Origin of the sequence: Microvirga sp. RSM25 (assembly GCF_044784385.1) — a bacterium.
GTDB lineage: Bacteria > Pseudomonadota > Alphaproteobacteria > Rhizobiales > Beijerinckiaceae > Microvirga > Microvirga tunisiensis.
The window spans coordinates 892068-910451 of the sequence record NZ_CP173039.1; the positions used below are offsets into that span (position 1 = coordinate 892068).

18 protein-coding genes are annotated in these 18384 nt (G+C 63.3%); 7 read left to right on the forward strand and 11 right to left on the reverse strand.

The annotated features are described in order from the left end of the window. Positions 1-95 precede the first annotated feature (95 nt). Positions 96-1349, forward strand: a complete 1254-nt coding sequence (tyrS, locus tag ACD578_RS04250) for a tyrosine--tRNA ligase (protein ID WP_404291163.1) — start codon at positions 96-98, stop codon at positions 1347-1349. A 184-nt stretch (positions 1350-1533) separates the two neighbouring features. Here the strand turns inward: tyrS and ACD578_RS04255 are convergent, their stop codons facing one another. Together ACD578_RS04255 and ACD578_RS04260 are read right to left on the reverse strand one after the other, a co-directional pair. Further along, positions 1534-2379, reverse strand: a complete 846-nt coding sequence (locus tag ACD578_RS04255; RefSeq protein WP_404291165.1) for an alpha/beta fold hydrolase — start codon at positions 2377-2379, stop codon at positions 1534-1536. A 278-nt stretch (positions 2380-2657) separates the two neighbouring features. Then, complete coding sequence (locus ACD578_RS04260) at positions 2658-3425, reverse strand: EAL domain-containing protein (protein ID WP_404291167.1); 768 nt, start codon at positions 3423-3425, stop codon at positions 2658-2660. 215 nt (positions 3426-3640) lie between these two features. Between ACD578_RS04260 and ACD578_RS04265 the strand changes: the two genes are divergently transcribed. Continuing rightward, positions 3641-4600: a homocysteine S-methyltransferase family protein gene (locus ACD578_RS04265; protein WP_404291169.1), complete on the forward strand. Its 960-nt coding sequence runs from the start codon at positions 3641-3643 to the stop codon at positions 4598-4600. On the opposite strand, the gene ACD578_RS04270 is transcribed toward ACD578_RS04265, so the two are convergent. The 3 genes from ACD578_RS04270 to ACD578_RS04280 all read right to left on the reverse strand — a co-directional run bounded on the left by ACD578_RS04270 (position 4583) and on the right by ACD578_RS04280 (position 6294). After that, positions 4583-4966, reverse strand: coding sequence for a DUF1622 domain-containing protein (locus tag ACD578_RS04270; protein ID WP_404291171.1), 384 nt, complete (start codon positions 4964-4966; stop codon positions 4583-4585). The two genes, ACD578_RS04265 and ACD578_RS04270, sit on opposite strands and share 18 nt — an antisense overlap. A gap of 320 nt (positions 4967-5286) precedes the next feature. Further along, complete coding sequence (locus tag ACD578_RS04275; protein WP_404291173.1) at positions 5287-5490, reverse strand: DUF2892 domain-containing protein; 204 nt, start codon at positions 5488-5490, stop codon at positions 5287-5289. 105 nt (positions 5491-5595) lie between these two features. Beyond that, positions 5596-6294, reverse strand: coding sequence for a L,D-transpeptidase (locus ACD578_RS04280; protein WP_404291175.1), 699 nt, complete (start codon positions 6292-6294; stop codon positions 5596-5598). 290 nt (positions 6295-6584) lie between these two features. Between ACD578_RS04280 and ACD578_RS04285 the strand changes: the two genes are divergently transcribed. Then, positions 6585-7163 (forward strand): tyrosine phosphatase family protein, encoded by a 579-nt coding sequence (locus ACD578_RS04285; protein ID WP_404291177.1) that lies wholly within the window; start codon positions 6585-6587, stop codon positions 7161-7163. Between the two features lie 264 nt (positions 7164-7427). On the opposite strand, the gene cueR is transcribed toward ACD578_RS04285, so the two are convergent. Together cueR and ACD578_RS04295 are read right to left on the reverse strand one after the other, a co-directional pair. Then, entirely contained in the window at positions 7428-7883 is a 456-nt protein-coding gene (gene cueR, locus ACD578_RS04290) for a Cu(I)-responsive transcriptional regulator (RefSeq protein ID WP_404291179.1), read from the reverse strand. After that, the gene (locus ACD578_RS04295; protein ID WP_404291181.1) at positions 7880-10405 is read right to left on the reverse strand and encodes a heavy metal translocating P-type ATPase; all 2526 of its coding nucleotides are present in this window, start codon (positions 10403-10405) and stop codon (positions 7880-7882) included. The genes cueR and ACD578_RS04295 overlap by 4 nt, the downstream gene beginning before the upstream one ends. Before the next feature lie 251 nt (positions 10406-10656). Here ACD578_RS04295 and ACD578_RS04300 point away from each other — a divergent pair, with 251 nt between their 5' ends. Both ACD578_RS04300 and ACD578_RS04305 read left to right on the forward strand, forming a co-directional pair. Beyond that, on the forward strand, positions 10657-11466 hold the full coding sequence (locus ACD578_RS04300) for an endonuclease/exonuclease/phosphatase family protein (RefSeq protein ID WP_404291183.1): 810 nt from the start codon (positions 10657-10659) through the stop codon (positions 11464-11466). Between the two features lie 158 nt (positions 11467-11624). Continuing rightward, the gene (locus ACD578_RS04305; RefSeq protein ID WP_152712928.1) at positions 11625-12422 is read left to right on the forward strand and encodes a glycosyltransferase family 2 protein; all 798 of its coding nucleotides are present in this window, start codon (positions 11625-11627) and stop codon (positions 12420-12422) included. A gap of 14 nt (positions 12423-12436) precedes the next feature. Here ACD578_RS04305 and ACD578_RS04310 read toward each other — a convergent pair whose 3' ends face one another. After that, positions 12437-12790 (reverse strand): RidA family protein, encoded by a 354-nt coding sequence (locus ACD578_RS04310; protein WP_404291185.1) that lies wholly within the window; start codon positions 12788-12790, stop codon positions 12437-12439. A 142-nt stretch (positions 12791-12932) separates the two neighbouring features. Then, the gene (locus ACD578_RS04315) at positions 12933-14024 is read right to left on the reverse strand and encodes a C45 family autoproteolytic acyltransferase/hydolase (RefSeq protein WP_404291187.1); all 1092 of its coding nucleotides are present in this window, start codon (positions 14022-14024) and stop codon (positions 12933-12935) included. A gap of 226 nt (positions 14025-14250) precedes the next feature. On the opposite strand from ACD578_RS04315, the gene ACD578_RS04320 reads away from it, so the two are divergent. Both ACD578_RS04320 and ACD578_RS04325 read left to right on the forward strand, forming a co-directional pair. Beyond that, on the forward strand, positions 14251-15027 hold the full coding sequence (locus ACD578_RS04320) for an SDR family NAD(P)-dependent oxidoreductase (RefSeq protein ID WP_404291189.1): 777 nt from the start codon (positions 14251-14253) through the stop codon (positions 15025-15027). 37 nt (positions 15028-15064) lie between these two features. Then, positions 15065-15805 (forward strand): SDR family oxidoreductase, encoded by a 741-nt coding sequence (locus tag ACD578_RS04325; RefSeq protein ID WP_404291191.1) that lies wholly within the window; start codon positions 15065-15067, stop codon positions 15803-15805. Positions 15806-16002: 197 nt separating this feature from the next. Here ACD578_RS04325 and ACD578_RS04330 read toward each other — a convergent pair whose 3' ends face one another. Beyond that, entirely contained in the window at positions 16003-16374 is a 372-nt protein-coding gene (locus tag ACD578_RS04330; RefSeq protein ID WP_404291193.1) for a response regulator, read from the reverse strand. Between the two features lie 36 nt (positions 16375-16410). Next, the gene (locus tag ACD578_RS04335) at positions 16411-17862 is read right to left on the reverse strand and encodes an ATPase domain-containing protein (RefSeq protein WP_404291195.1); all 1452 of its coding nucleotides are present in this window, start codon (positions 17860-17862) and stop codon (positions 16411-16413) included. Positions 17863-18384 lie beyond the last annotated feature (522 nt).

Sequence of the window (18384 nt, forward strand, 5' to 3'; positions counted from 1 at the left end):
CGACCAGACGTTCGATGCCGCCGCTCTCCGGCGGCATCTTCATTTGGTGATCAGGTCTCCGGGCAGCGGTTTCCGCAAGCTCCAGGGAGACCCTTATGACGACCCTACGATCCGATTTCCTGAAGACGCTCACCGAGCGCGGCTTCATTCACCAATGCACGGACCTGGATGCCCTCGACGAGCGGCTCTCGGCCGGGCCGGTTGCTGCTTACATCGGCTTCGATGCCACGGCCGACAGCCTGCATGTCGGCAGCCTCGTGCAGATCATGGCCCTGCGCTGGCTCCAGAAATCCGGCCACAAGCCTGTCGTGCTCATCGGCGGCGGCACCACGCGGATCGGCGATCCGAGCTTTCGCGATGCGAGCCGGCCTTTGCTCGACGACGAGCAGATCGCCAGGAATTCTGCGGGCCTGAAGCAGGTCTTTTCCCGTTACCTCACCTTCGGCGACGGGCCGACCGATGCGGTGATGGTGGACAACGCCGCCTGGCTCGATCCGCTGCGCTACCTGCCTTTCCTGCGCGATTTCGGCACCCATTTCACGATCAACCGGATGCTGAGCTTCGACAGCGTGCGCCAGCGGTTGGAGCGCGAGCAGCCCCTGACGCTGCTCGAGTTCAACTACATGGTGCTCCAGGCCTTCGACTTCCTGGAACTGGCGCGCCACCATGCCTGCGAGCTGCAGATGGGGGGCTCGGACCAGTGGGGCAACATCGTCAACGGCATCGAGCTCGCCCGTCGCATCGACCAGCGCCAGCTCTTCGGGCTGACGACGCCGCTGCTCACCACCTCGGCCGGGGCGAAGATGGGCAAGACGGCCAGCGGCGCGGTGTGGCTCAACGCCGACCGCTTGAGCCCCTACGAATTCTGGCAGTTCTGGCGCAACTCCGAGGACGACGATGTCGCGCGCTTCCTGCGGCTCTTCACGGAGCTGCCGCTCGACGAGGTGCATCGCCTCGGCCAGCTGAAAGGGTCGGAGATCAACGAGGCGAAGCGGATTCTCGCCAGCGAGGCAACACGGCTCGCCCACGGGGAGGCGGCGGCACGGGACGCCGCCGACATCGCGCGCCGCGCCTTCGAGGAGGGAGAGAACGCATCCGGGCTTCCGAGCATCGGTCTTGCCCGATCCGAGCTCGAAACGGGCGTCACCGTCGCGCAGCTTCTCGTTCTTGCGGGCCTTTCAAGCTCCAAGAGCGAGGCGCGCCGCCTGGTGCTCAACAGCGGAGCAAGGCTCAACGGAAGTGTCGTGCAGGACGCGGATGCCCAGGTCGGCGCGGCGGATCTTGCCGATGGAGCCCTGAAGCTGACGGCCGGCAAGAAGCGCCATGTGTTGGTGCATGTGAGCGATTGATGGAGAAGCTCTCGTTCTCCGTGTGGGGAGGAGGTGAGATGCGACCGGGTGAAACTTTCCCCGTCATGGCCGGGCTTGTCCCGGCCATCTTGATCCTGTGGGGCGCTACGCTGTTCCAATCGAGATCACCAGCACAAGGCCGGTGATGACGTGGAGAGATCAGATGGAGCGCTGTGCAGTGGCTCTAACCGGAGCCGCCGCTCTTCGCGCATTGCTGCATCCGAAGAAACCGCGTGATCACCTTCGTCACGTCCCTGGCCCGCTCGACGGGAAGCATGTGCGTCTCATTCTCGAACAGGTGCAGCCGTGCGGACGGGATGAGCCGCGCCGTCTCTTCGAGGGCAGCGACGTCGAAGAATGGGTCGCGCGTCGCACCGACGATGAGCGTCGGCGCTGCGATGCGGGCGAGCCATGACGGATCGCCGCCGAAATCCTCTCCCGCAACGGCGTTGAGGCCGCGGACGATCACGGCAGGATCGTTCATCGTCTCATGCAGTCGCTTCCGCTCCTGCCTGAACCGCAGACGGATCAGCCAGTTGAGCCAGGGGCGGCGAAAGACCAGGCCGAACTCGTCTAAGAATCCCTCGAAGTCTCCGGCCCAGGCGCATGCGATCTGCCGGTCGATGCTGCGGCGCCCCTCCGGCGAAAACCGGTGCGCGCTCACCATCAGGATCAACTCCTTCACGAGATCGGGGTGATCCGCCGCGAGCCGCGCGGCGACGAAGCCGCCGAACGAGACGCCTATCACGGTCGCGGGGCCGATCTCCTCTCGAAGGATCTGCGCGACATCCCTCACGATCGTCCCGATGGAATAATCGGGTGAAGGCGCAGGATCGTAGCCCAGCACATAGACCGATCGGCCTGCGGGCAGCAGGCGCGCAATGCGCTCGGCGTCCCGCTGGACACGGGCAGGCGTTGGACGTCTGACGAAGGCTTGGCCGCCGTTCAGGACGACGATGGGGGCGGGACCCGAACCCGTTTTCACAAAGGGGATTCTGTTGAGGAACAGACCCGTTTCGAATGTTCTCATGGACGTATCGCCGGAAGGCAGCGTGCCGCAGCGTCTGTGGCTGCTCCGAACGTGCTGCGCAGGGTTCTCGAAAAGACCTGCCTGAAGGGCTGCCGCTGCTGTACTCGAACGACAGGGAGCGCCAACCACGCGGCTGGAGCGGCTGGAGCGGCAGGAAAGGGCAGGAATGAGAGCCGACGGACACTGGAAGAGTGGCGGCGGCTGGCGGCCGGGACAATTCTCCTAGTGGGACACGACCGTTACGTCAACTGCCGAGTTCGTGTTGTTCGCAGGGTGGATCAGGTGCGGAGCGAAACTGTCGGAAGATCTTCGAGGGCTGGCTTGGCGAAGAGGAAACCCTGGAACAGGTCGATGCCGGCGTCGCGCAGCGTGGCGAGTTCCGCCTCCGTCTCGATGCCCTCGGCAATGATCGTGATATCGAGGGCGCGCGCCATCACCAGGATGCCCGCGATGATGGCCTGACGCGCGGCGGAATCCGTGACGCCGCGGATGATCTCCATATCGATCTTGATGAGATCGGTCTGGAGATTGGCGAGGAGATTCAAGCCCGCATGCCCTGCGCCGAAATCGTCGATGGCCGTGATGAACCCAAGGCGCTTGTACTCCGCAATGATGAGGGCGACGTGCTTGGTGTCCACCATCCGCTCGTTTTCGGTGAATTCGAACATGATCCGCCTGGTGTCGAAGCCCACACGGCGAGCGGTCTCGAGGGATGTCCTGATGCAGGCTGCAGGCTCATAGACCGCGTTCGGCATGAAGTTGATGGAAAGCCGTGTCTCATCGGTTCTCGGGAAGAGACGGCCTGCCAGTTCGATGGCTTTGACGCGGCAGGCCTGGTCGAACTTGTATTGCCGGCCCTCGTCGACCTGACTCAGGATCTGCCCTGCGGGTTGCCCCTGCGTTCCCCTGACCAGCGCCTCGTAACCCCAGACGACGCCCCGGTCGAGATCCACGATCGGGTGGAAAGCCATGGTGAAGTCGAACGGAAGCGGTTCACTGCTCCTGCACCCCTGGCATCCCACCTTCGTATTCACTGACGCTTCCATTCCGATCTTTGAAGAATTCCACAGGACGATATGGGGAAAGGTCTTGCGATTGCCCTAACGTGAGGAAAGGCACATCAAGATCATGGGCATTCGGGCAATCTTGCTGCCTGCCGCAGCCCGCGATCCTGTGTCGACAGAACAAACCATAAAGCCGATTGTCCTCTCGGGTCGGGCTGTCGGGGCACCGTTGTCGCAAGAAATGCGGGAGCACTTCCATGACCAGCAGCCGATTTGCCTTTCCACCCTCGAGCGATGCGGTCTTTCTGACCGATGGCGGTCTCGAGACGACGCTCGTCTTCCTCGATGGTGTCGATCTTCCCTGCTTTGCTGCGTTTCCGCTTCTGCGCAGCGCGGAGGGACGGGAAAGGCTCGAACGTTATTTCGAGCCCTATATCCGCACTGCCGTGGAGCGGGATGTCGGATTCATTCTCGATACACCCACCTGGCGGGCCAATGCCGATTGGGGCGCGAAGCTCAATGTCTCGCCCGACGATCTGGCGGATGTGAATCAGGATGCCGTGCGCTGGGCGTCCAGTCTTCGCGACAGGCTCCCCGATCATCAGGACCGTATCCTGATCAACGGCGTGATCGGTCCGCGCGGAGATGGTTATCGAGCCGATACGCAGATGAATGCGGAGGAGGCGCAGGTCTATCATGCGCCGCAGGCGGAAGCCTTTCGCGAGGGCGGGGCGGACATGGTGAGCGCCATCACCATGAATTATGCGGAGGAGGCCATCGGCATCGCGCGTGCGGCAGAGGCTCTCGGCATGCCGGCGGTGATCTCGTTCACAGTCGAGACGGATGGCAAGCTGGCCTCTGGCGAGACGCTCCAGTCCGCGATCGAGAGAACAGACCGCGAGACCGGCCACATTCCGGCCTATTACATGATCAACTGCGCGCACCCGACCCATTTCGACGGGATCTTATCGGAGAGCGATGAATGGACTCGACGCATTCGCGGGCTGCGGGCCAATGCGTCGGCGAAAAGCCATGCCGAACTCGATGAATCCACCGAGCTTGATCCGGGCGATCCCGACGATCTTGCCCGCCGCTATCGAGGTCTGCGCGAGCGCATGACGCAGCTCGCCGTGCTCGGGGGATGCTGCGGCACCGATCACCGCCATGTCGCGGCCATCTGCGAGGCCTGCGTTCCGGCATCAGGCCGTGCGGCGTGAGACGCTGTCGCCATCACCTTTGTGACGGTCCCAGGGCCAGCGCCCCTCGATCTCGACTTCGAGCGAGAAGCTCAGGAAGGTCCGGATGAGGACGATGCCGCCAAGGATGAGGAGACTCTGGAGCGTCGGCTCGATGGCTACCGTGTTGATGATGTCGGCGGCGACGAGGAACTCGAGGCCGAGCAGGATGGCGCGTCCCACATTCGAGCGATAGAGGTTGAACGCCTCCGATCCCGAGCGGCCGTGCAGAACCTGCCAGAGGACCGCGACGCTCGACCCGAGGAGACCGAGGACGATGATGGCAATCCCGCCGACCTCGATGGCGCGTGTCGTCAGTTTGAGCGCCGAGGGAAACCAGTCGTCCATGAGCGATCCTTCGCATGCCCCGTGAACATTGCCTCATAGGACATACACGGCAAAGCCTCCAGGGGAAGGACGCTCGAGCCAGTGCTCCACTCGGCACTGCTCCACGCCCTCATTCTGAGGCTCCGAATCATAACGTGCTGCCGTCGTCGTCATGGCCGGGCTTGTCCCGGCCATCTCGATACTTTGAGGCTCAGCGCCTCAACCAATCGAGATCACCGGCACAAGGCCGGTGATGACGACCGAGGTGAATTCCCGGCTAAACTTTCAGAGTGAGGTCGAGATCGATGGGCCAGATTGAAGAGAGCCGTTCGTCCGTGGCATCAGGCGAATCCCGGTTTGCTCGGAAGCCCCATGCGCTTGAACATCATCACGACCGGGCACATGCCTGTGAAGGATGCCTGCACCAGATGCGCGCCGAGGAGCCCGGTGAGCCAGAGCCAGTTGATGTTGACATAAACGGCGAGCAGGACACTGACGATGATGAGCCCGCCGACAGTCAGAAGGATCGCGCGTTCTACGGTCATGACCATGCCTCCATCAGAGACCGCTCGATCTTACATCAAGCCTAACGGGGATAAAGAAAAAGGGCCAGCCTGCGGCCAGCCCTTTTGATCTATATGCCATCAACCTCAGTAGGCTGAGGACACCCGCATTTCATCGTCGACGTCGAACAGACGCTGTCCCTGGAGCACGACCACGGGCGAGCCCACCGGCACACGGTTGTAGAGATCGATCACGTCCTGATTGAACAGGCGGATGCAGCCGCTCGACACCGATTGACCGATTGACCAAGGCTCCGTGGTGCCGTGGATGCGGTACATCGTATCGCGGCCGCCATCGTAGAGATAAAGAGCGCGTGCACCGAGCGGATTGTCCAGACCGCCCTGCATGCCGCCGGCCCACTTGCCGTTCCGCTCGGGCTCACGCCGGATCATGGCAGCAGTCGGCGTCCAACTGGGCCACATGGCCTTGCGGCCGACCCGCGCGCGACCGCCCCAGGCGAGGCCTTCCTTGCCGACGCCGATGCCGTAGCGGATGGCCCGGCCGCCCTCGCGCACGAGGTAGAGATGGCGAGCCGCCGTATCGACCACGATGGTGCCGGGCTCCTCACGGCCGTAATAGGCAACCTCGCGGCGCAGGAAGCGTGGATCGACCTCGGAGATGTCGGTGGCCGGCAGAGGATGCGACTCGTCGGGGCGCGGCCCGTACATGGCCACATAGGCGGGATCGATGCGGCGCAGGGCTTGCTGCTGAGGTGATTGTGTCGAGACACAGGCCGCCAAGGCCAACGGAAGAAGAACCGCGAAGAAGCGGATTGCGTTTTTCAACGGTGACGGGCTCGAGGCCGTGGCAGCAAACATCAGTGGGTGACCTGCAGTTTCTGTTTTTGGTTTCATCTGCCGACGCTTAGGAGCGGCAGCGCTACTCTTGAAGAGACATAGCCTTGGCGGTGACGACAAGGTGGATCTCGCGTGGCGAAAATGTGGCAAAGGACAACTGTGATTTGCAAGACACAGTATTTTGAACGCTTCGATCCATTTCGGTCGCGGCGAGTTAACTCATTCGATAGGTTCGTTAAGGTTTTTGTCCCATTCCAGCCGTCGAACGAGCGTTTTTCATGCACCGCATACCCGTTCAGATGCTCACGATCTGCGGCATCTCGGAATTGCCGGACCAGCGCGAGCGGTCCGTAACCCATGTTCTCTCAATCCTCGACCCGGATCATCCCGATCCGGAGGCATTCGGGGCCTACGATCCCCATCACAGGACGATCCTGCGCTTCCACGACATCATCCATCCGACCCCGGGCATGATCCTGCCGGCACCGAAGGATGTGGAGGCGATCCTCCGTTTCGGGGACGAAGTGGCGGACGGACGGGCCGAGCATGCGGAGGGGCACCTGCTCGTCCACTGCCACATGGGCGTCTCGCGCTCGACCGCCGCGATGCTGACCCTCATGGCCCAGGCCAATCCGGACGAGAGCGAGGACAGGCTGTTCGAGCGATTGGTGGAGATCCGGCCGCAGGCTTGGCCGAACTCCCTCATGGTCGACTTCGCCGACGAACTCCTGTCGCGCAAAGGGCGCCTCACCGAAGCCCTGCGCCGGCATTACGGCCGCCAGATCCAGCGCATACCAAACTATGTGCAGCTGATGCACGATCTCGGCCGCGGCCGCGAGGTCGAGATGGCGGCGTGAGGCCGCCTCACAAATCACTGACCTGCCTCGTTAAACCGACCCTGACACCCACCCCGTCATCCCCGGGCTTGTCCCGGGGATCCCGATCCGAAGAGCGCGGCGTTCCACACAATCGAGATGGCCGGCACAAGGCCGGCCATGACGTCGAGGGTGTGACCAAGCCCGGTGATCCCGATCGGTGAGGCGCTGCGCTTCAGACCATCAAGACGGCCACGACGGAAGAGAGGATCACGTCTGAAGCTTGCCTACGGCCGGTGAGCCCGTTCAACGGGCCGCAGCCTTTCCCAAAGCGCCGAACTTCGCATCCGGCTTCACCGGAGGAGCCGCCGCGTCGTCGTTCGCCAGTTCTTCGATGATCGGACAATGGGGACGGGCGTCGCCATGACAATTCCTGGCGAGGTGTTTCAAGGTCGAAGCCATCTCCTGCAGTTCCCGGATCTTGCGCTCGAGCACGCCGACATGGTCGAGCGCGATGGCCTTCACATCCTTGCTCGCCCGCTCGCGGTCCTGCCACAGGGAGACGAGATCCGCGATCTGCTCGACGGAGAAGCCCAGATCCCGCGACCGGCGGATGAAGCGCAGGGTATGCACGTCGTGATCTGAATAGACCCGATATCCCGATTCCGTGCGCACGGTCTTCGGGATCAGCCCGATGGACTCGTAATAGCGGATCATCTTGGCCGAAACGCCCGAGGCCGCTGCTGCCTGTCCGATGTTCATGCGACACCTTCGACCGTTTGAGTGTGAGGCGCTGCCTGCGCCGATGCGATGGGAGCCTTGAAGCGGCGCAGGCGCAGGGCATTGCCGAGAACGAACACGCTGGACAACGCCATGGCGCCGGCCGCGAAGATCGGCGAGAGCAGGGTGCCGTTGACAGGATAGAGCACACCCGCCGCGACCGGTATCAGCAGCACGTTATAGGCGAAGGCCCAGAACAGGTTCTGCTGGATGTTGCGGATGGTCGCCTTCGAGAGGGCGATGGCATTGACCACGCCGCGCACGTCGCCGGACATGAGCACCACGTCGGCGCTCTCGATGGCGATGTCCGTGCCCGTACCGATGGCGATACCGATATCGGCTTCCGCCAGCGCGGGAGCGTCGTTGATGCCATCGCCCACGAAGGCGATTTTGCCGTGCTGCTGGCGCAGGCGCTTGACGACCGCCACCTTGCCGTCGGGCAGAACCTCGGCCGCCACCTCGTCGATCCCGATCCGTTTCGCGATGGCCTCGGCGGTCTTGCGGTTGTCGCCGGTGATCATGGCGACCTTCAACCCGAGCGCATGCAGAGCCGCGACGGCTTCCGGGGTCGAAGGCTTGATCGGATCGGCGACCGCGATGATGGCGGCGAGTTTGCCGTCGATGGCGGCATAGAGCGGGCTCTTGCCCTCGACGCCCAAACGGGCCGCACTATCGGCGAAGGTGGAAACGGTCAGACCGAGCTTCGTCATGAAGCGGTCCGCCCCCACATCGACCTTCCGTCCCTCGACCATGGCCGAAACGCCGAAGCCGGGTACCGCCTCGAAGCTTTCGGTGGAGGGCAGGCTCAGTCCCCGCCGCTCAGCGGCCGCGGCGATGGCCTGCGCGATCGGGTGTTCGGAGCGGATTTCCACGGCAGCGACGAGCCGCAAGGTCTCGGCTTCGGAGAAGCCGGGCGCCGTCACGAAATCCGTCAGTTCGGGACGTCCCTGGGTCAGGGTGCCGGTTTTGTCCAAAGCGACGACGCCGACCTCCTTGAGGCTCTGCAGGGCTTCGCCCTGGCGGAAGAGCACGCCGAGCTCCGCCGCCCGGCCCGTGCCGACCATGATCGAGGTGGGGGTCGCCAGACCCATGGCGCAGGGGCAGGCGATGATCAGCACCGCGACCGCATTGACCAGCGCGAAGGTGAGGGCCGGATCGGGACCGAGGACGAGCCAGACCAGGAAGGTGAGGAAAGCTGCCGCCATGACGGCGGGCACGAACCAGGCGGTCACCTTGTCGACAAGAGCCTGGATCGGCAGCTTCGACCCTTGAGCCTGCTCGACCATGCGGATGATCTGGGCCAGCACCGTATCGGCGCCGATGCGGGTGGCGCGGAAGGTGAAGCTGCCGGTCCTGTTGATGGTTCCGCCTACCACTTCCCTACCTTGAGACTTCTGCACCGGAACCGGTTCGCCGGTGATCATGGATTCATCGACGAAGGAAGAACCTTCCACCACTTCGCCATCGACCGGAATCTTCTCGCCGGGGCGGACTTGGACGAAATCGCCGGCCAAGACCTGGTCGAGGGGGATCTCCCGAGCCTCGCCGCTGCGCACCACGCGGGCGGTCTTCGCCTGCAGCCCCACGAGGCGCTTGATCGCCTCCGAGGTCCGTCCCTTGGCTTTTGCTTCGAGATAGCGACCCAGCAGGATCAGGGTCACGATGACGGCCGCCGCCTCGTAATAGACGTTGTCCATGCCCTCGGGCAGGAAGCCAGGCAGGAAGGTCGCCACCACCGAATAGGCATAGGCAGCGCTCGTACCGAGAACGACCAGCGAGTTCATGTCCGGCGACTTACGCAGGAGGGCAGGGACGCCCTTCCGGAAGAAGCGCAGTCCGGGCCCGAAAAGGACGAGGGTGGTGAGGGCGAACTGCAGATACCAGCTGTTGCTGTGTCCGAGCGTCCCCATCACCCAGTCATGGATGGCGGGAATGAAATGGGAACCCATTTCCAGAGCGAACACCGGCAGGGTAAGGATCGCCGCAATGAGCACGGAGCGCCAGAGGCCGGCGATCTCGGTAGCCCTAGCCTCTCGCTCGCCGTCAGCCTGAGCATCCACGCGTTGGACCGGCTTTGCCTCATAGCCCGTCTGCTCGACCGCGCCGATCAGGCGGTCCACGATGTCCGCGTTGCCGAGATAGCGGATGGAGGCCCGCTCAGTGGCAAGATTGACCGATGCACTCTCCACCCCGGGAACGCGCCCGAGCGCCTTCTCGACCCGATTGACGCAGGAGGCGCAGGTCATCCCATCGATCTTCAACTCGATCGTGTTCTCGAAGGGCTCGTAGCCTGCAGCCCGAATGGCATCCGCGACGGCCGCAGGGTTGGCCTCGGAAGGGGCGAATTCCACATGCGCCCGTTCGGTCGCCAGGTTGACGTTTGCAACCGCAACGCCCTCCACCGAGCGGATCGCCTTCTCCACGCGGCCGACGCAGGAGGCACAGGTCATGCCCTGAATGGGAATGTCGATGCTGTCGATAGGGGCAAGCTTGCCGGCGGCCATGGTGAATCTCCTGATCCTCATATGGGAAGAGGGTGTAATCCTTCCAATCATGGGAAGGTCAAGCGGGTACGGAAAGTACTTCGGGGAGGTTCGGATCCGACGGGTCCGAGGCCTCGCCCAGGGGAACCATGCTCGAGCCTGGGTCATTGATCCGACACGTTTGCCGCTTAGGTGGCGAGGACGATTTCCTGCTTGTGCCGAATGACGCGGTGCCTTTACCTGTAACGAACGAATTGAGCCGGTACTGACCTTTGAAGCATAGCGACAAACAGGGGCAAACCCTTCGGATCCTCACCTACAATGTCCATCGCTGGCTCGGCACGGACCGGCAGATATCACCGCACCGGATAGCGGACGTCATCGCGTCCTGTGGCCCGGACGTCGTCGCGCTGCAGGAGGTTCGCGTCGGCCGCGCGCGGGCAGGGGAGATCGATCAGGCCGCTGCCGTGGCATCCAGGCTCGGTATGGATCTGCATTTCCAGCCCACGATCCGCATCCTGGGCGAGCAATACGGCATTGCCGTCCTGACCCGCCACTCCTCCAGAATCGTGAGGTCGGAGCGGCTCCCCACGCAATCGACACGGCCCTCCTTCGAGAAGCGCAGCGCCCTCTGGGTCGCCGTCGAGGTCGATGGCCAGACGATCCACGTCGTCAACGCTCACCTGTCGCTGCGCTCCGGCGAGAGGCGGGCGCAGGCCGCAGCTCTGATCGGGCCGGATTGGGTCGGCCATCCGGATTGCGCCGATCCGGCCGTGCTGCTGGGCGATTTCAATGCGCCGCCGTACTCACGCTCCTACCGGCTGATCGCAGACCGGATGCAGGATGCCCAGCTCTCCAATTCCTTTGGCGAACCTCAGCCGACATTTCATACGAGAGCACCCGTTCTGCGTCTCGATCATGTCTTCGTGACGAAATCCATCGAAGTGGTCGATGCCGGGCCGGTTCGGAACCCTCTGACCCGGGTGGCATCCGATCATTTTCCGCTCCTGGCAGAGCTGCGCGTACGCAAGAGACTCGGGGTTTCCACGGGAAGCCAAGCCCGTGAGGGCGAACTCCTCTGACAATCTCTTTCGCCGGTTCATGCGACGGGTCTGCAAGCGAGAGTTGGTCACGCGATTGCGGAACCGGCCTTAGTGGGCGCAGGACGACTGCACCACAGCCCATGAAGAGTCCCAAAGCCCTTGCCATGGAACTTCAGGGCGGCTAGGCACCCGTTGCCATGGTTCCTGTTTCCGTTTTCATCATTGCCAAGAACGAGGCCGACCGGATCGGAGCGACCATCCGCGCCATCCGGGGGCTGACGGACGATCTCGTCGTGGTCGATTCAGGCTCGACGGACGGAACCCAGGCGGTGGCCCAGGAACTCGGCGCCCGGGTGATCTTCAATCCTTGGCCCGGCTACGGGCTCCAGAAGCGCTTCGCGGAAGATCAATGCCGGCACGGATGGCTGTTGAACCTCGATGCGGACGAGGAGGTTTCTCCGGAACTGCTGGCCGAGATGCGCGCGCTGTTCGCCCATGGAGAGCCATCCTGCCAAGCCTATGGGATCCGCATCGCCGAGACCTATCCGGGAGAGAGCGCTCCCCATCTCCTGGCTTACCGGATTGCGCCCGTGCGGCTCTATCGCCGAGACGCCGGCCGATATTCCTCCTCGCTCGTCCATGACCGGGTCGACCTGAAGCCGGGAACCAAAGTCGGCAAGCTCAAGGGGCTCGTGCATCACCGGTCCGTGCGCTCCCTCGGTGACCAGCTCGCCAAGCTTAACAGCTACGCTGATCAGCAGGCCGTCGACCTCGAGGTGAGGGGCATCTCGATCCCCACATGGCGCGTCTATTTCGAGTTTCCCGCCGCATTCCTGAAGGCTTATTTCGGACGACTGCACTTTCTGCGCGGCACCTACGGCTTCCTCATCGCTATGAACTACGCCACGTGGCGTCACCTGCGCCTGGCAAAGCACTATGAGCGCAAGCGCCTGGGAGCACTCGCGAAATCGACCGCCCGGACGGAGCGGGCTTAAGCGGGGCTGCAGGATCAGAGGGCGGCGATGACCTGGATCTCGAGCTTGTAATCCGGGTTGGCCAGCCTCGCCTCGACACAGGCGCGCGCCGGAGCCTGCCCAGGAGCCACCCAAGTGTCCCAGACCGTGTTCATCTCGTCATAGAAGGCGATGTCCGCCAGCCAGATCGTCGCCTGCAGCAGCTTGGATTTGTCGCTGCCGATCTCGACGAGGGACTGCTCGATCTGCCCGAGGATATCCCGGGTCTGTTCCGAAACCGAAAGGCCCAGGGTCGTCTCGGGCACGTAGCCCGAGAAATAGGCCGTTCCGTCATGGATCACGAGGTCGCTGTAGCGTGCGGCAATGCCGATCCGTCGGATGTCTGTCACGATACCGCTCTCCTCATATCCGAGCACCATTCCGGCTCCTACCACAGGTCAGGCCCTTGGCGACAGCCGGAAGGCCCGCCTCCGGATCGGCCTGAGTTTGGCTGGATAGGGCACCATCCGCACTCGATCGTCCCCGTGGAGGTCACCCAGCCGGTCCTTCCTGGGCGGCCGAGCTCCACCCAAGCTGCTCCCACTGATCCGACGTCGGCAGGCCGGGACAGAAGTGAGCCCGAGGTGACGGGGTCAGCTCGAAGATCACGGAGCCGAACGTTGTGCTGTTCCGCTCGCGGGTTGGGGTCTTGCAGATTGGCACCGACCGATCGGCCAGCACGCGCCTAATGTCGGCTATTTGCCGGATCGATGCGCTTTGCTCGTTCAGGAACTCAAGGCGCCGTTTGGAGTCGGCGATGCTGCCACGCTGCTCCAGCGCGGCCTCGGCGACAGGATCGATCTCATGGTTTGCCAAGGGATGGTTGGTGTGGATGAGGGCTGACTCTGAGGCGGGCGGGCTCAGAGTTTTGCCGGTCGCCGAGCATTCGAGGCCCATGACGCCGCCGGGATCACCCACCGCATAATGCTGGCCGCTCGCGTGCGACACCGATTGCAGGAAGGCCAAGGCAGCATCGCGCCGCTCATGACGCAAAGCCCCTCGGATCACAGCCGTGACCGGCAGGCCGCTGCGGCTGTGCCGGAGCATGAGAAGCGTGTTGACGCAGAGCCCCAAGCCAGCCTGGTTGACGCCGGTCAGGCCCAGCAGGCCCGCGGCAGACAACACCAACTCCTCCGGCTGTCCCGGCGCTTGGATCCGGAGCACCACCTGGCCGCCATCCATGTAGGCGGGAAGGTCCATGTTCTGCCCCAGGAGAACGGCCCCTGTGCCCTGATCGGCAAAGGCGACGACACTGCATCCGGGTTCCGCGTTCGGGGTTCGCTCCAGATCGTACCACCATTGCTCATCCATCAGGTTGTAGGCGGCAACCTGATCAAACGGCACGCCGGCGCCATCGGCAATGCCACGCATCTCCTCGACAAGGTCCGGGAGCCGGGTCTCAATCGCGGCGAGGAGCGCGGTGTCCGACAGAAAAGCCGAGACATAGCGCGTGATCGGGATCCCTGCGGCGCCGGCGGTTGCATCAGCCCAGCGCTGGAGCCCGTCGCGGATCAAACCTCTTGCCGCCTCTCCATGCATGCGCCCCCGGCTGCGGCCATCGCCCGTGCACTCAATCACAATCATCGTTTCAACCTCCAGACCGCAGTTTTTCCTCGAACCTTTTATGACATTGGCGGCCGAGCGACCCGTGTCAGGAAGCCCCACCCGCTTCTGTGCGAGTCTGCCTCCGTGCCCGGTCTTATGGTGCTTGTTGCCAATCTGTCTTGCGGCAAACCGGCTTATGCCCCGTGGGAACAACTCCAGCTCGGGCTGCTTCTCCGATGAACTTCTCACCTCACGGAACGGTCTCATGCCAAAGCTCCAGGACAAGATTGCAGTCATCACCGGGTCCGACTCAGGGATGGGGCAAGCCATGGCCGAGGAGTTCGCCAAAGAGGGCGCTCACGTTGCCGTCATCTTCCACACGGACGAGGCGGGAGCTCAGGAAACACGCAGGCGGGTTGAGGCTACAGGGCAACGCTCATTCGTTCGGCAGGTCGACGTGCGCGACGAAGCGAGTGTCGCGGCCCTGTTCGAAGCGGTGGAGCGCGAACTCGGAACTCCGGACATCCTCGTCAACAATGCCGGCGTGGGCTCCAGCGGCTCAACGGTCGCCGAGACGAAGACCGAGGAGTTTGACAAGGTGATCAGGACGGATCTCTACGGTCCGTTCTTCTGCTGCCGGGAGTTCATCCGCCGTCGCAAGGCCGTTGGTCCCGGCGGAAAGATACTGAACATCACCTCTGTGCACGAGGCCATCCCAAGCCCGATGAACGCCGCCTACGGGGCCGCCAAAGGCGGCCTCCTGACCTTCACCCGCAGCCTCGCGCTCGAACTCGCGCCAGAGCGGATCAACGTGAACGCCATCGCCCCGGGTCTGATCAGGACACCCATGACGATGAAGCGCACGGACGATCCCGAGAAGCGGCGGGAGGAGATGCCGAACATTCCCTGGAACCGGCCGGGCGAGCCGTGGGAGATTGCAAAGCTCGCCCTTTATCTCGTCTCCGAAGATGCCGACTACGTCACCGGACAGAGCTTCACGATCGACGGTGGCCTTGAGATGAACTGGGGCCAGGGCGCTTGAGACAGGAGACCGACCTGGCACAGACTGGAGGATGGCGATGAGCCCCAATATCGCCGGCAAGGTCGTCGTTATCACGGGCGCCAGCAGCGGAATCGGCGAGGCCACGGCCCGGCTCCTGACCAGCATGGGCGCGCATGCGGTGCTCGGGGCACGTCGGCAGGAGCGCCTGGAGGCGATTGCCGCCGAGATCCGGGCCGAGGGAGGCCGGGTGGAGATCGCCGCGACGGATGTGGCCCGGCGCGATCAGGTGGAGGCACTGGTCAGGACGGCCGAGACCGCCTTCGGGAGGCTGGACGTGATGATCAACAATGCCGGGCTGATGCCCCTGTCCCGGCTCGATCAGACCCGGGTGGAAGATTGGGAGCGCATGATCGACATCAACCTGAAGGGCGTGCTCTATGGCATGGCCGCCGCGCTTCCGATCATGCAGCGACAAAGGAGCGGTCACATCATCAACATCGCTTCGACCGCAGGACTGCGGGTCCGTCCCACCATGGCGGTGTACTCCGCGACCAAGTTTGCCGTGCGGGCCATCTCCGAAGGACTGCGGCAGGAAGCGACGCTCTACAACATCCGCAGCACGATCATCTCGCCAGGGCCGACTCAAACTGATCTGCCGAGCAGCGTCACGGATGAAGCCGCTGCGGCGGCGACCCGGGAGCAACATGCGCTGGCGATTCCTGCGCTGTCGGTGGCCCAGGCTATCGCCTTTGCAATCAGCCAGCCTGCGGAGGTGGATGTGAATGAGATCGTTCTTCGCCCGACGGCGATTTCCTGATCATCGATATCCGGTCCGGCTTCGACATGGAAGCCGCTGTTTCAGGATCGACCGAAGTCGGGGCCGAGCGCCATTCCCTGCCATGACATCCACGCTGCCAGAGACCGATACCGACGTGCCCCGCAGCCGGCATTTGCCCTGATTGCAGGGCGGTCGGTTCGGGCTTTGGTTCAGCATGCTGCGTGCTGATCAGGAACTCATGAGCGTGACGGGTTGCCGATAATCTCCCTGACCATGGCGACGACTGTCTCGATCCTGAAAGGCTTGTCATAGACAGCTACAAATAAATCCGGGTAGCCACGGGCGATCGCTCCTTGCGCCCCGCTCAACAGAATGACCGGGATCTGGGCCCAACCGGGGTTGGCTTTGATCGCCTGGGCGAGCTCCAGCCCGTTCATCAGCGGCATCATGAAGTCGGTTACCACAAGTGCCGGCGTTTCCTTGTCCAGGATCTCCAGGGCTTTCCGGCCATTCGAGGCCGTCAGCACCCGAAAGCCTTCCTCCTCCAGGGCATCAACGAGAATGTCCGTGATGAGGAACTCGTCATCGACTACGAGGATGGTGGTCATTCTCCGGCCCTGCTCCCGCTCAGACAACGTGTAGTTTCATGAGCGGGTCCCATCATTGGGCCGGGCGGTGCCTGCCAGCACTTGCTCCGACCTGTCGAAGGATCGGGGGAGGGTGACACCATGGTCGCTGATGGCGAACTCCCGGAAGGAGGGATCGAACGCACTGTCCCGAACCTTCATGATCGAAATCAGGCGGCGGAGCTGGGCGTGCTGGTCCACGAAGCGCAGGGTAATCAGGTTGTCGATCACGCTGGAGATCTCAGGCGTCGGGGCCTGGATCTGCCGGCTGAACAGGTCGGTCAGCTCCCAGGTGCCGAGCGTCGTGACGCTCAGGGCGCGCAGCTCGTTCGTCAGCGCGGTGAAGAAGTCGACCAGGCGTGAGGGATCGATCGCGGCTCGTTCAAACCCGCCAAACCCGTCAATGAACAGCCGCTTCACGCCGCGGCGGTCCACTGCGTCAAGAAGCTTGTGGGCGAGCCCGTCCAGCAGGTTCTCCGTTGAAGGCTGCCACAGGATCTCCAGGGCCCCGGAGGCGAGCAGCGGATCGAGATCAAGCCCGATGGAGCGTGCCTTGAGCTTCAGACGCTCCGGTGTCTCATAGAACCCGAAGTGCAGCGCGGGCTCATCGGGAGTGGATCGGGCCAGAAAGTTCAACCCAAGGGTGGTCTTGCCGGTTCCCGAAGCACCGATCACCAGCGTGCCGGAGCCCTGTTGCAGACCACTGCCGATCATCGCGTCGAGATCGGCAACGCCCGAGGTGGTTCGGGCCATGGTGGGGCTGTCCGGCACGGAGGGCCAGCCCAGAACCGCTTCGAGCCGCGGGTAGATCACCACACCCCGGTCCAGGATCTCGAACTGATGGTGGCCGTGCAGAGCCTTCACGCCCCGGGACTTGCGGATCTGGAGGCGACGCACCGAGCGGACGCCGACAAGCTCCTCCTTGAGCTGGATCACGCCGTCGACCATCGTGTGCTCCGGGCTGGACTCGTCGACCTGCGCGCTGGTGAGAAAGACCACGGTGCAGCCGGCAAAGGCCGCATGCCCCTGCAACTCGGCGATGAATGTCTTCACATCCAGGTTGCTCTCCGCCTTCTCACGGGCATTGAGAAGCCCATCGAGGATCAGCAGTGTCGACTTCTTGCGTGCAATCTCCTGGCGCAGGAGCTTGACGACCGCGGTCAGGCCTTCGTCCCGCAAGGTCGTGAAGGCGCTCACATAATCGATGCCGTTGCCCAGCCGCTCCGGGTCGAAGAACGTCATGGTGGAGAGGTTCTCGAACAACCGCTCGTGTGACTCGGCGAGCAGCGTCACGTAAAGGATGTGCTGACCGAATGCGGCCTGATGGAAGGCGATCTGGTTGGACAGGATGGTCTTGCCGGCGCCAGGAGGGCCCTGGATGATGTAGGACGAGCCGGAGACTAGGCCGCCACGCAGCACCACATCAAGACCTTCCACACCCGTCTCAACGCGGGTCAGCTCATGGGGCACGGTTCAAGCTCCTTGAAGACGCTGTCCCAAAGGAATGGCTCGCCAAGGGAGGGGACAGAGAACCCTATCGCAGCATTATGCTCTCTTGATCCAGGAGTCCAAGCCAATCGCCGTCGGTTCGGCGCCTGTGTGGATGGGAATCGATCATCTGCCGAAGGTTCGGACTGGCGTTCCTGACTTCGCTCAGACGCTCGAACGAAATGCGTGAGGCCGTGCCGGGCATCTGCGCCACAAAGCGCCGGAACTCCCCGGTCTCAACGGTGTCGCCATCCATTGACGATGGAGGCGATGACCTCATGCGGGAAGTAGGTGTCGTGAACGATATCCCCCATTCCGTAGAGCACCTGACCGCGCCTGAGGTCGTTAACTTCAAGAGGGGGCTAGAGCAGCGCAAAATCCTCGGGCTCCAGAGCGGCCCGGAGCCGGTTCGTGCGAGGATCTGCTTTCGGAGCATGGGGAATGACAACATCGTCACCCCCGTTCACATGACACGGATGAGAGCGGATCGTCTCAGCGGGGCCG

Excerpts from the sequence above, each read along its gene's own strand:
- tyrS (WP_404291163.1), top strand. The coding sequence starts at position 96 with ATGACGACCCTACGATCCGATTTCCTGAAGACGCTCACCGAGCGCGGC.
- ACD578_RS04255 (WP_404291165.1), bottom strand. The coding sequence starts at position 2,379 with ATGAGAACATTCGAAACGGGTCTGTTCCTCAACAGAATCCCCTTTGTG.
- ACD578_RS04260 (WP_404291167.1), bottom strand. The coding sequence starts at position 3,425 with ATGGAAGCGTCAGTGAATACGAAGGTGGGATGCCAGGGGTGCAGGAGC.
- ACD578_RS04265 (WP_404291169.1), top strand. The coding sequence starts at position 3,641 with ATGACCAGCAGCCGATTTGCCTTTCCACCCTCGAGCGATGCGGTCTTT.
- ACD578_RS04270 (WP_404291171.1), bottom strand. The coding sequence starts at position 4,966 with ATGGACGACTGGTTTCCCTCGGCGCTCAAACTGACGACACGCGCCATC.
- ACD578_RS04275 (WP_404291173.1), bottom strand. The coding sequence starts at position 5,490 with ATGACCGTAGAACGCGCGATCCTTCTGACTGTCGGCGGGCTCATCATC.
- ACD578_RS04285 (WP_404291177.1), top strand. The coding sequence starts at position 6,585 with ATGCACCGCATACCCGTTCAGATGCTCACGATCTGCGGCATCTCGGAA.
- cueR (WP_404291179.1), bottom strand. The coding sequence starts at position 7,883 with ATGAACATCGGACAGGCAGCAGCGGCCTCGGGCGTTTCGGCCAAGATG.
- ACD578_RS04295 (WP_404291181.1), bottom strand. The coding sequence starts at position 10,405 with ATGGCCGCCGGCAAGCTTGCCCCTATCGACAGCATCGACATTCCCATT.
- ACD578_RS04305 (WP_152712928.1), top strand. The coding sequence starts at position 11,625 with ATGGTTCCTGTTTCCGTTTTCATCATTGCCAAGAACGAGGCCGACCGG.
- ACD578_RS04315 (WP_404291187.1), bottom strand. The coding sequence starts at position 14,024 with ATGATTGTGATTGAGTGCACGGGCGATGGCCGCAGCCGGGGGCGCATG.
- ACD578_RS04320 (WP_404291189.1), top strand. The coding sequence starts at position 14,251 with ATGCCAAAGCTCCAGGACAAGATTGCAGTCATCACCGGGTCCGACTCA.
- ACD578_RS04325 (WP_404291191.1), top strand. The coding sequence starts at position 15,065 with ATGAGCCCCAATATCGCCGGCAAGGTCGTCGTTATCACGGGCGCCAGC.
- ACD578_RS04330 (WP_404291193.1), bottom strand. The coding sequence starts at position 16,374 with ATGACCACCATCCTCGTAGTCGATGACGAGTTCCTCATCACGGACATT.